Consider the following 14,355-nt stretch of genomic DNA (forward strand, 5'->3'; position numbering starts at 1 on the left):
GTTAATAAATCTTAACTGTATTATAAGCTGTAAAAAAACACCTGTAAATCATTTTTGTGATAATTTTACTTTTTCGGAGTTTAGGGATGGGCTTAGATGTTGGGGAAAGAGGTTGCAGAAAATTGGGGATGTTGATGAATTTCTAAAGCAAAAAAGCAAACTAGAAATATGTCTAGTTTGCCAGTTTTGCTTTGGACGTACTTGAAAATCTTTTTTGAACAAGTAATAACCGTATTAATAAAGTAATCGCACCTGTAGTCAGACCTGCCACTAATCCAATCCAATAGCCAAACGGCCCGAAGTCTGTATAAGTTGCAAGTGCATAACCGACAGGCAAACCAATAATCCAATACGAAATGATGGCCATGATGAAGGTCACTGTAACATCCTTATAGCCTCTCAAAGCCCCTTGGACTGGCGCTTGAATAGCATCGGATAGTTGGAAAATGGCTGCGAATACTAAAAATTGTACGGCATATTCTAGCACTTTTCCATCAGTTGTATACATATTTGCAACAGGTTCACGAAGGATAAATAGGATACAAGCTGATATAAAGCTAAATAAAATCGCAGTACCAACACATAAATAACTATAGAGTTTAGCATCATGCATACGACCTGCACCTATTTCAAAACCTACTAATATCGTAATGCCCATCGAAATACTTAGTGGAACCATATATAGTAAGGAGGTGAAATTTAAAGCTATTTGATGAGCCGCGATGATTTCTGTACTAAAGCTACTCATCATCATGGTGACAGCGGAAAAAATACTCGTTTCTGCAAATAAGGATATCCCAATAGGCACACCAATGATTAAAATTTCCTTCCAACGAAGCCATTCTAATTTTGGCCAGTCATGGAATATGCGGAAGCGTTCAAAGGGCACGCGTTTTGCAATAATCCAAACGGTGATAAAGAAAACTAGCCAGTAGGTAATTGCCGTTGCAACGCCAGCACCGATTCCACCAAGCTCTGGCGCTCCAAATTTCCCGAAAATAAATATGTAATTTAACACAATATTAATCGGCGTTGTCAGCAATGTAATAATCATTGTGACGCGTGTTTGTCCGAGCGCATCGATAAAACAGCGCATGACAAAAAATAAAAAAAGCGGTAAAAGACCAGCACACATTGCATGAATATAGGATTTAGCAATATTATGTACAGAGGCTTCTAAATTCATATTACCTAGAATCCAATCAATACCGACTAGTAACACAATAAAAATAACAACCACTAGTACGATGGCTACATAAAGACCTTGCTGAACAGCCTTCTTTGCTGCCGACTCTTTTTTGGCTCCAACAAGCTGTGAGACAATAGGTGTGATCGCAAGTAAAATTCCAGATAGTCCTATATAAACAGGCATCCAAATGGAAGAGCCAATTGATACTCCAGCTAAGTCAGCGGTGCCGTAGCGACTCGACATTAAAATATCGAAGAAAGAAATAAGATAAAAAGCTACTTGTGTGACTAAAATGGGTACGATTATTTTTAATATTAATGCGTATTTTTCTTTTAACGTAGTTGTTTGATACATATTGTTTAACTTCCTTCATTAACATGATTAATTAGTATAGCATATTAAATAGGTGAAAGCTGAAAAATTAAAAGCTTCATCTATATCTTTTCGTTCGCATATAGTAAAATAAGAGACTGTAAATAAAAAGTAGTATGGCTACAATGGCTTTTAAGGAATAGGAGAATTTACGTGAAACAACAAACAATCATTTTAACCGGTGGAGGGACAGCTGGTCATGTATCGCTCAATCAAGCGATACTCCCGTCTTTACAAGAACTAGGTTATGATGTCCACTATATTGGCTCAGAGCAGGGCATTGAAAAAGAATTAATAGGCGAGGCATTCCCTAGTGTTCCGTTTTACGGTATTTCAAGTGGAAAATTGCGTCGTTATTTCTCAATGAAAAATTTTACAGATCCATTTAAAGTGCTTGCAGGAATTATGCAGGCTTTTCGTATTATTAAGAAAGTGAAGCCACAAGTCATTTTTTCAAAGGGTGGCTTTGTTTCTGTACCCGTTGTCATGGCTGCGAAACTTGCTGGCGTTCCAGTGGTCATCCATGAATCAGATGTTACACCTGGCTTGGCCAATAAAATTGCGCTACCATTTGCATCACATATCTTTACGATTTTTGAGGAAACATTGCAGCACTTACCGAAAGAAAAGGCCACATGCACAGGCTCCATTATTCGCCAAGAGTTATTTATGGGAGATCGAGCGAAAGGATTATCACAATGTGGCTTTACAACATTAAAGCCTGTCCTTCTTGTTATGGGAGGGAGTCTAGGTTCGGTTGTATTGAATGATGCGCTTCGTCAAAATTTACCAGAGCTTGTCAAACAGTTTCAGATTATTCATTTGTGCGGTAAAGGGAATTATGACAAAACATTTGAGTCTATGCCTGGTTACAAGCAATTTGAATATGTGACTACAGAATTACCGGATTTATTACATGCGGCAGATTTTATCGTCTCACGTGCAGGCTCCAATTCGATTTTTGAATTTTTAGCACTTCACAAGCCGATGTTGTTAGTGCCATTATCCGCACAAAAAAGTCGTGGTGACCAAATTTTAAATGCCAAGTTATTTAAAAGACAAGGCTACGCAGAAGTATTACAAGAGGAAGAGTTAACAAAAGAATCCTTTAAGAAATCGGTTTATGTGTTAACTGAGCGCAAAGAAGAAATGGTAGCAACCATGGAGAAAACACAAAGACCGAAAACGCCAGATGAAATGGCGAAATTGATTTTACACTATAAAAAGTAGGCACTTTACTCGACATGCTCCAGACAATAGCTACAGAACAGTAGCGAGCGTCACGTTGAAGTCGTTGCCTACTCTAACATCCCAATTACACATTGATATGAAGCAAAGCCAGAAAACAAAAGCTATGTGCCTGTCATCATGACGGAGCACATAGCTTATTTTTATAAAAATAACATGTAGTTTACATCGCTTGTTCTTCGCCTTCTTGCATTTGATTGGCAGTTGTAAGGTAGAACAAGTCTTTTTGAATTTTATATAAATTAAATTGTGCCTCGCCGCTGTTTACCTGTGCTAATAATGTCGGATGACTGTCATTCGCGCTCATGACATAGGGTAGCTTTAAGGCTGCACGCTGTGATTTTATATTTTCAACACGAATACGGAGAAATACCGTATGGAAGTTATAGTCAAAAAAAAGTTCATTCAAAAAAAGTGTTTTTGCCTTTTGGTTATAGCCTTGACCTTGATAAGGGAGTCCAATCCACGTTCCTAAAAAACCTGCACCATCCTCGACATCATGAATGCTAATGGTGCCGATGGGCTGACCCCAATCATCAGTAATTGTCCTTGAAATAGCGAGTCCCTCCGCTTCTTCTTCAATCAGTTGTTTTGTCATAAACCAATATTCATCAGCTGATGTGGCTTTTTGACGGACAAATGGGGAAACAGAAGGGTGTGATAATAGCTCATAAAGCTCTGTACATTCATGTAGGTCTCGATGTTTAAGCATACGAAACGCCTCCTTTACAAGGGTAGTTAAAACAATTCCTTTAAAACATAAAGAAGAAAACTAAAATTCGTACTGGAATTAAAACCCAAAGAACTAGACGTTATAACTATGAAATCCATAATCTCCCGCTGTCTTACTGATTTTTCGACCATACCGAAAAATGGCTAGTTTTTTTAATATAATATAACAATCATTCTGCTTTATGCAATCATTTTACTCGCTAAAACAAAAAATATTTTTATCGATCGGATAATTCTGAAAAATGTATAATTATAGAGATAATTAAATTATGTTTAATTGTTATTTACGATGCATTGAGTCTAAAATAACAATTTTATTGCTGAAAATATTTAATAAGTGTTTCTTTAGGATTATGTTATTTCTTCGAAAGAGGTAAAATATCAAAAAATACCCTAAAAAGGATATAATTTTTCTTAATCGAGAAAGGTGATTCTTTTAAATTATGTTATAATAGTAGTATTGATTTTTTTGTATAAACAAATAATATATAAAAATTCTATATTAATATTACCGACTTATGGGGTGACAGCATGGAATATCTTTTAAGCGAAGATTTATTTAATGAATTGTTTATTGGCAAAGATTTTGTCTTTCTAATGAAAAAAGAGGGAGACGATTATCAATATATAAGCTTAAACCAAGCAGCTCGAGCTTTGTTTTCACCTGAGGTCATTGGGAAAATGCTTTCTACCGTTACCTCAAGTCGCAATTTCCCTATAATTAAAGAAAATTACCATCAAGCAATTGCGAAGCATAGTCAAATTGATTTTGTGGATTATGCTTATATTAAATCTGAAGTTCGTAAATATGAGACATCTGTTCGTCCGCTTAAATATAAAAATGAAGACTATATTTTAGCCATAACAAAAGAGATTCGCTATGATCGCAGCATTGAAGATAAGTTTTTATTTATGCGTTCAATGTTTGATCATGCCTTTTTTTCAACAGTCATCTTATCAGCAGAAGGGTCTATTTACGATGTGAATTCCAGCTTTATGGAGGACTTTGATTTAGAAAATGAAGCGGTAAAACACCAATTATTCATTGACCTACCAATTGTTCCTAAAGATGAGGTAGAAAACATACAAAATTATTTACAAAGAGCGGCTATGGGCGAAAATATTGGGGAAAAACTTATTAAGCTTCATACACTGGATAAAAAAGAGCGCATGTATTTACTTTCTCTCTCTCCTGTTATGCAGGGGGATAACTCTTTTGCTATTTTCCTTATCATGCAGGATTTCACGCAATTCATTGAACAAAAAGCGGAGTTACGCTCAAAATCTCATGGTTTTGAGGTTTTTAAGGCTGCTCTAAGTTCTGCAACGTCTATCACTATTTTGGATATTAATGGGAAAATCCTAGAAGTGAATGATTTATTTTTGAATGCGTCTGGCTTCACGGCAGAAGAGTTAATTGGTCAATCTTATAAATTAATCGAGCCTCGTTACCATACGGAGGACTTATTACAAGCCATTTATGAAACACTTGTAGCGGGAAATATTTGGCGAGGGGAGCTATGCTACCGTACAAAATTTCATGCGGATTTTTGGGTAGAAGCAGCTATAGTTCCATTAAAAAATGAATTTGGCAAGATAGAAAAATTTTTATCCATTAACTATGATATTACGGACAAGAAAAAAATGTTCACGGAATTAAAAAATATTGAACGCACATTCCGTCTCATTACCGAAAATACAAACGATTTGATTGTCATAACAAATGAAGACGGCATCATTATTTACGCCTCACCATCCTATGAAATTTTCTTAGGCTACGAAAATGTAGAATTACAAGGTCAGTTTTACAGTAACATTGTCGATGACGAAAGTAAGAAGGCATGGCAAACGTTTCTAAATAATTATTCAGGTCAAACGGATACGCAGTTTGAGCTACTGCTAAAGGCAAAGGATGGTACGCCTGTTTGGACTGAAGGAAACGCAACAGTTGTTCATGATCCTGAGCGCGAAAAAGTTTCGCAAATTATGATGGTGTCCCGTGAAATTACCCATCGTAAGGAGCGAGAGAATGATCTATTATATTTAGCCTATCACGATACGTTAACACAACTACCAAATCGTCGTTATTTACAGAAGGAGTTCCCAAAATTACTGGCAGAAGCACAAGGACATAATGCGTGTTTAGCGATGTTCTTTATCGATGGGGATGACTTTAAGGTTGTTAATGATCGTTACGGCCATGACACGGGGGATGATTTTATCCGGAAGTTTGGCCAGGTTTTAATTAATGCTGTGCGTAGCCATGATTTAGTTATTCGCATGGGTGGCGATGAATTTATTGTCGTGTTAACGGGTTTAACTCGGGATGATGAAAAAAGACATAAACAAATTATGCATATTATTAATCGCATCCGTAATGAACTTAAAATAGGTTGGACCATCGAAAGTCATCACTTTGCGCCAACAGCCTCTATTGGTATCGCATATTATCCGGATCACGGTAAAACATTAAATGTTTTGCTGGAATTAGCAGATCAAGCCTTATATAAAGCGAAGGAAATCGGAAAAAATAATCTTTATATCGCTGATGCACATTAAAAGAAGTCTGTACAAACAAGTAATTGCTTGTGGTACAGACTTTTTGTTTGATGTTATGCTATAACAGTGTTGGAGGAGTCCCTCACAGTTACTTAGGAATAGAAGGTGATGAAATGCCTAAAAAAATACTTTTGGTGGAAGATGAGAAACATATCGCTCGCTTTGTAGAGCTAGAATTAAAGCATGAAGGCTATGATGTCTTAGTCGCTTTTGATGGGCGTGAAGGAATTGCACTAGCTTCATCTGAAAATTTTGATGTTCTGTTATTAGATGTTATGCTTCCCGGAATAAATGGTATTGAAATTTGTCGTCGAATACGAACGCAGTCAAAGGTACCGATTATATTGTTAACGGCACGAGATGCTGTGATGGATCGCGTAGCTGGCTTAGATGCTGGTGCCGATGACTACATAGTAAAACCATTCGCAATCGAAGAACTACTAGCTAGAATTCGTACCATTTTGCGTCGGGTGACACCTGATGAAAAGACAGCAGGATCATTAAATTTTCGTGATATCGAACTCGATATAGCAGCCTATGAAGTATTTGTACAAGGGAAAAAGCTTGATTTAACAAAAACGGAATACGATCTACTTAAATTATTGATGGAGCATAAAAATAGAGTTTGTACTCGAGAGTTAATTTTAACCTCTGTTTGGGGATATGATACGGATATAGAGACAAATGTGGTAGATGTATATATCCGGCATTTGCGAACAAAACTACCGGGTGATATGAATGCCTATATCGAAACCGTTCGTGGGGTTGGGTACGTGATGCGTGAATGAAAAAATTAAGAGATTATTTAGTCAATCAATCCTTACAAAGAAAATGGATGCTAACATCTAGTGCTGTAATATTTTTTAGCTATGCGATTATTTGTATTGTCGTTTATATTTCGTTACATACATGGCTTTTAAATGATGAACAAAGCAAAATCAAACGGACAAGCGATGATTTGGTGTATTTTTTAGAGTCACAAGGACCCGGTCTTACAATGCAGGAAATTCAGCAAAATAAAGGTCTTTTAGATTCAATTGCGGATCGTGATCAAACAGTTAAATTGTATAATTTAGATGGCAGAAAGATTTTAAGTATTAATGATAATAAACAGGTTGCACCTCTTACCTCGATAGGTGAAATTATTGAAATGACGATTGATAAAAAGGATGTTTTTGTCATAAATCAACAGATTCAACTTGGTTTCTTTCAAGGGTATATTCAAGTGATTCATCCATTATCAAAGTTCCAGTCTTTGATGCATTATTTATTGACTACAATGCTAATAGCGGGCTTGGGAGCATTATTGTTATCAGCTTCTATTGGCTATTACCTTGCCAACTATTTGATGAAACCACTACATGAGTTACGCTCATCTATGAAAACCGTTATGGATAAAGGATTTAATGAGCCAATACAATTAACCTACACATCCCATGATGAGATTGGCGATTTATTGAAAATGTACAATACGATGATGAATGAATTGCAAATTTCATTTACACAGCAGCAACAATTTGTTGCAGATGCTTCTCATGAGTTACGAACGCCTATTCAAGCTATTGAAGGACATCTCTCACTTTTAAAAAGATGGGGGAAGGATGATCCAGAAATTTTAGAGGAATCTATTGATACTTCACTATCGGAAATTGCACGGATGCGTAAAATGATTGAAGAATTACTAGAGCTTGCTCGTCGTGAAGAAAAGGACGATCAGAGTGAGGCTGACGCAGTAGCTGTTATAGAAACTGTTATAGAGGAAATAAAGCATTTGCATCCAGAAGCTCGAATAACGCTGTCGAAAAATGAAGAAATAGGGCGGTTATTTATAACAGAAAATGCACTTAGTCAAATTGTTCGTAATATTATAGAAAATGCAATTCGTTATTGTGAAAAAATTCCTGAGATTCAAATTTCACTTTCTGTCTCTGGGAATGAGGCACTTTTAAAAATAGAAGATAATGGAATTGGCGTTGCGGAAGAATACATTCCTTTCATTTTCGATCGCTTTTATCGGATTGATGAGGCTAGAAATCGTCAAATAGGCGGTACAGGCTTAGGACTTAGTATCACAAAAATGTTACTCGAAAAATATAATAGCTCTGTGGAAGTCAAGAGTGAAAAAAATGTTGGAACCGTTTTCTTCATGAAATTCCCGCTAAAATATTGAGAAAAATACACGCTTTATTTAATTATTCTATCCTTTGAGAAAAAAATTGCTTAATTTGCTAAAAAGAGTTGTATTTTTTGTGAAGAGTAGTAAGATTGAGATGGAAAAAACGTTCTTTAAATTATGGGTATGTTGTGTTAAACATCCTTTTAAAGAGCGGAGAAATATTATATAATTAATTGTAATTTAATTAATGGAACTGCCGAAAGGCAAAATTTGGAGGTCATTTTTCATGTCGAACAACGTTACAACTGTAAGTTCTCCATGGTCTGCTTTTTCTGGTCCTAACCTAGGATATGTGATGGAGCAATACGACTTATTCTTACAGTCTCCTGAAGAAGTAGAACCGGAGTTAGTATTATTATTCCAACAATTTGGTGCACCAGTGGTAGTAGAGGGTGAAGTAGCTGTAGCTAGTAATGCAGCAACTCCTGCTGGCGATTACAAAAAAGTGTTAGCAGCTGTGAAACTAGCAGATGCAATTCGAACACATGGTCATTTAGCGGCAGATATTTACCCTTTGAAAAACCGTGAACTACAAACAGCTCAAATTGAAGAAAGCGCGTTCAACTTAAGCGCTGCAGATTTAGCTGAAATTCCTGCAGCTATCTTCTTCAAAGATGTGCCAGCAAACGTGAAAAATGGTAAGGATGCAATCAATTACTTAAAATCCGTTTATACAGAAAAAGTAGCATTTGAATATAATCACGTAGTAGCAACAGAAGAACGTGATTGGATTCAAGCACAAATTGAAACAGGTTCATTTAAACAAGCATTAGCTTCTGATGAGAAAAAAGCTTTATTAGATCGTTTAACTCGCGTTGAAAATTTCGAGAAGTTTATTCATAAAACTTTTGTAGGTCAAAAGCGATTCTCTGGTGAAGGTTTAGATACTCAAATCGTCCTATTCGATGAAATTATTAAAACATCTGAAGCAAATAACGTAGAAAAAGTACGTATTGGAATGGCTCACCGTGGTCGCTTAAATGTTTTAACACATATTTTAAATAAACCGTATGACATGATGTTCTCTGATTTTGCACATGTATCTAATGATTTATTTATTCCAGAACATGGTCGCCTTGAAATAACAAAAGGTTGGACAGGTGATGTAAAATACCACATGGGTGCTTCTTACAACCGTGAATCGGGTATGAATGTTAAACTTGCCTATAACCCATCTCACTTAGAAGTAGGAAATCCAGTTGTTTTAGGTACTGCTCGAGCAGCACAAGATGATACTTCTAAGCCAGGGCAAGCTGTCCATGACCGCACAAAAGGATTAGGAATCCTAGTGCATGGTGACGCTGCATTCCCAGGTCAAGGTATCGTAACAGAAGTATTAAACTTTGCAAAAACTGAAGGTTTCACTACTGGTGGTACAATCCACATCATTGCTAACAACATGATTGGATTTACAACTGAACACCAAGACTCTCGCTCATCTGTTTACTCTTCTGACCCAGCAAAAGGTTATGAAGTGCCGGTTATACACGTAAATGCAGATAGCCCTGAGGCTGTAACTTTAGTAGGTCGTTTTGCAGCTAGCTACCGTCAAAAATTCGGTAAAGATATCGTTGTTGACTTAGTTGGTTACCGTCGTCACGGTCACAATGAAACTGACGATCCAACTGTTACAAACCCTGAAACATACAAATTAGTTGCTAAACATGAAACAGTTCGTGCTTTATACGGTGCGCAATTAGCAGCTGAGGGTGTAGTTTCTGCTGATGAAGTAGCAGCATTAGATGCAGCTATTTATGCAGAAATGCAAGCAGCTTATGATCATGTAAAAGAAATGGCAGATAAAGATGAGCACAAGCATTTAGAAATGCCAGAGGAATTAAAAGTAGAATTCCCACAAATTGATACAGCAGTTGGTGCGGAACGTCTAGAAACAATTAACGAAGAGCTTTTAGTGTTTGAAGAAAACTTCGAGCCACAGAAAAAGCTTGGCAAAATTTTAGAAAAACGCCGTGATGCATTTGCTTCTGCAAAAATCGACTGGGGTCATGCAGAAACTTTAGCTTATGCAACAATTATTCAAGATGGCACACCAGTACGTTTTACAGGTCAAGATGCACAACGTGGTACGTTCTCTCAACGCCACTTAGTGTTACATGACAAAAACAATGGCAATGTATTCACGCCACTTCACCATATTTCTGGTTCAAATGCATCATTTACAGTACACAACTCTCCACTGACAGAAGCAGGGGTAGTGGGCTTTGAATATGGTTATAATTTAGAAAATGGTAATGTTTTATCTGTTTGGGAAGCTCAATTCGGTGACTTTGCAAACATGGCACAAGTTATGTTTGATAACTTTATTTCAGGTGCACGTGCTAAATGGGGTCAAAAATCTGGTTTAGTTATACTTTTACCACATGGTTATGAAGGTCAAGGTCCAGAACACTCTTCAAGCCGTATGGAACGTTATTTACAAATGTCAGCTGAAAATAACTGGTTTGTAGCAAACTGTTCAAATGCAGGTAACTACTACCACTTATTACGCCGTCAAGCAGCATTATTAGGAACAGAAGGTGTTCGTCCGCTTGTAGTTGTAGCACCTAAATTCTTACTTCGTCACCCATTAGCTGCTGCAAATGCTGATCAATTAGCAAATGGCTCATTCCAAGAAGTAATTGAGCAACCAGGTTTAGGTTCAAAAGAAAACGCTGTAGAGCGTATTGTATTAGGTACAGGTAAAGTAATGATTGACATAGCTGACCGTGTAAAAGATGGTGAAGGCTTCGATCACGTACACATTGTTCGTGTAGAACAGCTTTACCCATTCCCAAAAGAACAAGTTGCTGGTATTATTGCTAAGTATCCTAATGTAAAAGAAGTTGTTTGGGTACAAGAAGAACCTAAAAACCAAGGTACTTGGAATTATGCATTAGAAACATTACATGAAATTTCTGAAGGTAAAAAGCTACGTTATGTAGGTCGTCCTGCAATGAGCTCTACTTCTGAAGGTGATGCAGATTCTCATAAAGCAGCTCAAGCCGCACTTGTTGAAGAAGCAGTTGCTGAGCCTGTAAAGGTTAAATAGTCATATAATAAATTTTTGAGAGCCGGGCTACTTGCTTAGGCAGTAGCCCTTTTATGTGCACAATGCACGTTAATTAAAGGAGGAAATGAAAGTGGCTGAAATTAAAGTCCCTGAATTAGCAGAATCGATTACAGAAGGTAGTATCGCACAATGGGTAAAAAAAGTGGGCGATCGCGTTGAAAAAGGTGAATTCATCGTTGAACTTGAAACAGACAAAGTAAACGCTGAAATCATTTCTGAAGAAGCGGGAGTTTTAACTCAAATTTTAGCTGAAGAAGGCGATACTGTACTTGTAGGTCAAGTAATCGCAGTAGTAGAAGCCGGCGAAGGTGCAGCACCTGCTCCAGCGGCACCAGTTGCAGCAGCAGCTCCAGCTCCAGCAGCGCCACAAGCGGCACCTGCTCCGGTTGCAGCAGCTCCAGTTGTAGAAGAAACTTCTGGTGAGCGTGTAATCGCATCTCCAGCAGCTCGTAAACTTGCTCGTGAAAAAGGTATTGACCTTGCTGCTGTATCTCCAGTAGATCCACAAGGCCGTGTACGTGTACAAGACGTAGCAGCTCATGGTACAGCTCCAGTGGCAGCACCACAAGCAGCTCCAGCAGCACCTAAAGCAGCTGTAGATGAATCACGTGTAACAGTTGAAAAAATGAGCCGTCGTCGCCAAACAATTGCAAAACGTTTACTTGAAGTAAAACAATCTACAGCAATGTTAACAACATTCAACGAAGTAGATATGACAAACATTATGGCTTTACGTTCTCGTAAAAAAGACCAATTCTTCGAGTCAACTGGCTCAAAACTTGGTTTCATGTCATTCTTCACAAAAGCAGTAGTGGCAGCACTTAAAAAATACCCATATGTGAACGCACAAATCGCTGGTGATGAAATTCACTTAAACAACTTCTTTGATATCGGTGTAGCTGTATCAACAGAAGAAGGTTTAGTAGTACCAGTTGTACGTGACGCTGACCGCAAAAACTTCGCTGAAATTGAAGATTCAATTGCAGACCTAGCGAAAAAAGCACGCGACAAAAAATTAGGTTTAGCAGATCTTCAAGGTGGCTCATTCACAATTACAAATGGTGGAGTATTCGGTTCATTAATGTCTACACCTATCATGAATGGTACACAAGCAGCTATCCTAGGTATGCACACTATCAAAAAACGTCCAGTTGAAGTGAATGGTGAAGTAGAAGTTCGCCCAATGATGTACTTAGCTCTTTCTTATGACCACCGTATTATCGATGGTAAAGATTCTGTAGGCTTCCTTAAAACTGTTAAAGAACTACTTGAAAACCCAGAAGATTTATTATTAAATTCTTAATTCCAATGATTTATTACCCCTGCGAACATTGTTTTGCAGGGGTTTTTCTTTTTATGAAACATTCAATGAAAGCGCCGGAAAGAATCATTAGGCAGCCGCCACAATGTTATGAAAGCTTCATATAGTAAAAAAGTATATGGTAGATAAGGTATCAATTATCCTAACTAATAGCTTCTTTTGAATCATTAGAATGAAAGTTTAGTAGTAAATATTTGCGAATTTTCTAAAAAAGATCGTTATCAAAAGGTAGGGATAAAAAGAATGCCATGTATTTGATTGAAGTGTAAACTGGACCTCCTTAGAGATCAGTATCACAAGTGGCTCATCGGACGCCCCCAAGAAAGCACCTAGCCGGAACGGAAATCAACCACACGTTATGGTGATGATCCTTTAAGAAAAATAAAACCCTAATATTGTAATTAGTCAGAAAAGTAATAAAATTATCTTGACGAATAACTTAGTTTTATAGTAGTATCTAATTATCAATTAAATAAACAAACCTCACTTTTGTTCTATTGTGAGGTAGAGGCGCGGTATTTATTAGTTCATTGTTGAGTGCAAGCAAGCGAAGACGCAATGGAGAAGGAAATATCGCCGAAGTATAAAAGGAGCTCGTACTTTTATGCTGGGTCTGCAGTGAATAAGTGCAGGACTGTCCTAGTAAATTACTTTCCAGATTTACTAGGTTGTGCTATCTCGGAATGATGGAATAATAGTGAGGATTTGGGCAACTGTTAAAAAAGTAAGACCTAAGTTCAGAACTTAGGTCTTTTTTGGTACAGTTGTCTTATTTTTTTACAGAAAAGGGGAGTTTTACATGAAAAGAAAATGGTTGGTATTAATGTTGACCGTAATGACAGCAATTTTGCTAGCAGCTTGTGGTACTGGTGACAAAAAGGATACGACGTCATCTAGTAATGAGGGTAGTAAAACGAATAAGGATGAAGGTGGCGGCCAATTCCGTATCGGGATGGAAGCAGGCTATGCTCCGTTTAACTGGACCCAGCAAGGTGATGCAAATGGCGCAGTAAAAATTGCCGATAATGCAGAGTATGCAGGCGGTTATGATGTGCAAATGGCGAAAAAAATAGCTGAAGGCTTAGGAAAAGAATTAGTCATCGTAAAATTGGAATGGGATGGCTTAGTACCAGCTCTACAATCAAATAAAATCGATGCAATCATTGCAGGTATGTCACCTACTGAAGAACGTAAGCAAACTATCGATTTCACAGAAAACTACTATACATCTGATTTTGTAATGGTTATTAAAAAAGGCAGTAAATATGAAAAAGCAAAATCTATCCAAGATTTTTCTGGAGCAAAGATCACATCACAATTAAATACATCTAACTACACTGTTATTGATCAAATCAAAGATGTAAAAAAACAAACAGCAATGGATAGCTTCCCAGCAATGCGTGTAGCATTAGAAGCTGGAAAAATTGATGGCTATGTAGCAGAACGCCCAGAAGGTATTTCCGCTGCTGCTGCAAACGATAAATTCACATATGTAAAGTTTGAAAAAGGCTTTGACACTGATGTTTCAAATACATCTATTGCAGTTGGTTTACGTAAAAATGATGCAGATCTTGAAAAAATCAATGAAATCCTAAAAGGTATTTCTGAAGATGATCGCCAAAAAATTATGGAAGAAGCAATTCATCAACAACCAGCAGCACAATAACATGACTGCACGGGCTGCTTAC

General features: G+C 37.2%; 9 protein-coding genes and 1 riboswitch. Of the genes, 7 read left to right on the forward strand and 2 right to left on the reverse strand.

Annotated features, from left to right (window positions below; all coding sequences use genetic code 11):
• Window positions 1–172 precede the first annotated feature (172 nt).
• Entirely contained in the window at window positions 173–1,543 is a 1,371-nt protein-coding gene (locus AN161_RS16970; RefSeq protein WP_053595530.1) for an MATE family efflux transporter, read from the reverse strand.
• Window positions 1,544–1,714: 171 nt separating this feature from the next.
• Here AN161_RS16970 and AN161_RS16975 point away from each other — a divergent pair, with 171 nt between their 5' ends.
• Window positions 1,715–2,791: an undecaprenyldiphospho-muramoylpentapeptide beta-N-acetylglucosaminyltransferase gene (locus AN161_RS16975; RefSeq protein ID WP_053595531.1), complete on the forward strand. Its 1,077-nt coding sequence runs from the start codon at window positions 1,715–1,717 to the stop codon at window positions 2,789–2,791.
• Between the two features lie 181 nt (window positions 2,792–2,972).
• Here the strand turns inward: AN161_RS16975 and AN161_RS16980 are convergent, their stop codons facing one another.
• The gene (locus tag AN161_RS16980) at window positions 2,973–3,521 is read right to left on the reverse strand and encodes a GNAT family N-acetyltransferase (protein WP_053595532.1); all 549 of its coding nucleotides are present in this window, start codon (window positions 3,519–3,521) and stop codon (window positions 2,973–2,975) included.
• Window positions 3,522–4,072: 551 nt separating this feature from the next.
• Here AN161_RS16980 and AN161_RS16985 point away from each other — a divergent pair.
• From AN161_RS16985 to AN161_RS17010, 6 genes are all read left to right on the forward strand, one after another.
• On the forward strand, window positions 4,073–6,100 hold the full coding sequence (locus AN161_RS16985) for a diguanylate cyclase (RefSeq protein ID WP_053595533.1): 2,028 nt from the start codon (window positions 4,073–4,075) through the stop codon (window positions 6,098–6,100).
• Between the two features lie 113 nt (window positions 6,101–6,213).
• Window positions 6,214–6,888 carry a response regulator transcription factor gene (locus tag AN161_RS16990; protein ID WP_053595534.1) on the forward strand — a complete coding sequence of 225 codons (675 nt, stop codon included), beginning with the start codon at window positions 6,214–6,216 and terminating at the stop codon, window positions 6,886–6,888.
• Window positions 6,885–8,270 (forward strand): HAMP domain-containing histidine kinase, encoded by a 1,386-nt coding sequence (locus tag AN161_RS16995; RefSeq protein WP_053595535.1) that lies wholly within the window; start codon window positions 6,885–6,887, stop codon window positions 8,268–8,270. Before AN161_RS16990 ends, AN161_RS16995 begins: the two co-directional genes overlap by 4 nt.
• Before the next feature lie 232 nt (window positions 8,271–8,502).
• Window positions 8,503–11,325 carry a 2-oxoglutarate dehydrogenase E1 component gene (locus AN161_RS17000; protein WP_053595536.1) on the forward strand — a complete coding sequence of 941 codons (2,823 nt, stop codon included), beginning with the start codon at window positions 8,503–8,505 and terminating at the stop codon, window positions 11,323–11,325.
• A gap of 91 nt (window positions 11,326–11,416) precedes the next feature.
• Window positions 11,417–12,649: a 2-oxoglutarate dehydrogenase complex dihydrolipoyllysine-residue succinyltransferase gene (odhB, locus tag AN161_RS17005; protein ID WP_053595537.1), complete on the forward strand. Its 1,233-nt coding sequence runs from the start codon at window positions 11,417–11,419 to the stop codon at window positions 12,647–12,649.
• Between the two features lie 515 nt (window positions 12,650–13,164).
• A riboswitch (Lysine riboswitch) is annotated at window positions 13,165–13,351 on the forward strand.
• 115 nt (window positions 13,352–13,466) lie between these two features.
• The gene (locus AN161_RS17010) at window positions 13,467–14,333 is read left to right on the forward strand and encodes a transporter substrate-binding domain-containing protein (protein WP_053595538.1); all 867 of its coding nucleotides are present in this window, start codon (window positions 13,467–13,469) and stop codon (window positions 14,331–14,333) included.
• Window positions 14,334–14,355 lie beyond the last annotated feature (22 nt).

The sequence above is a fragment of the Lysinibacillus sp. FJAT-14222 genome (assembly GCF_001278875.1).
GTDB lineage: Bacteria > Bacillota > Bacilli > Bacillales_A > Planococcaceae > Lysinibacillus > Lysinibacillus agricola.

Excerpts from the sequence above, each read along its gene's own strand:
- AN161_RS16990 (WP_053595534.1), top strand. The coding sequence starts at position 6,214 with ATGCCTAAAAAAATACTTTTGGTGGAAGATGAGAAACATATCGCTCGC.
- AN161_RS16970 (WP_053595530.1), bottom strand. The coding sequence starts at position 1,543 with ATGTATCAAACAACTACGTTAAAAGAAAAATACGCATTAATATTAAAA.
- AN161_RS16995 (WP_053595535.1), top strand. The coding sequence starts at position 6,885 with ATGAAAAAATTAAGAGATTATTTAGTCAATCAATCCTTACAAAGAAAA.
- AN161_RS16985 (WP_053595533.1), top strand. The coding sequence starts at position 4,073 with ATGGAATATCTTTTAAGCGAAGATTTATTTAATGAATTGTTTATTGGC.
- AN161_RS17000 (WP_053595536.1), top strand. The coding sequence starts at position 8,503 with ATGTCGAACAACGTTACAACTGTAAGTTCTCCATGGTCTGCTTTTTCT.
- AN161_RS16980 (WP_053595532.1), bottom strand. The coding sequence starts at position 3,521 with ATGCTTAAACATCGAGACCTACATGAATGTACAGAGCTTTATGAGCTA.
- AN161_RS17010 (WP_053595538.1), top strand. The coding sequence starts at position 13,467 with ATGAAAAGAAAATGGTTGGTATTAATGTTGACCGTAATGACAGCAATT.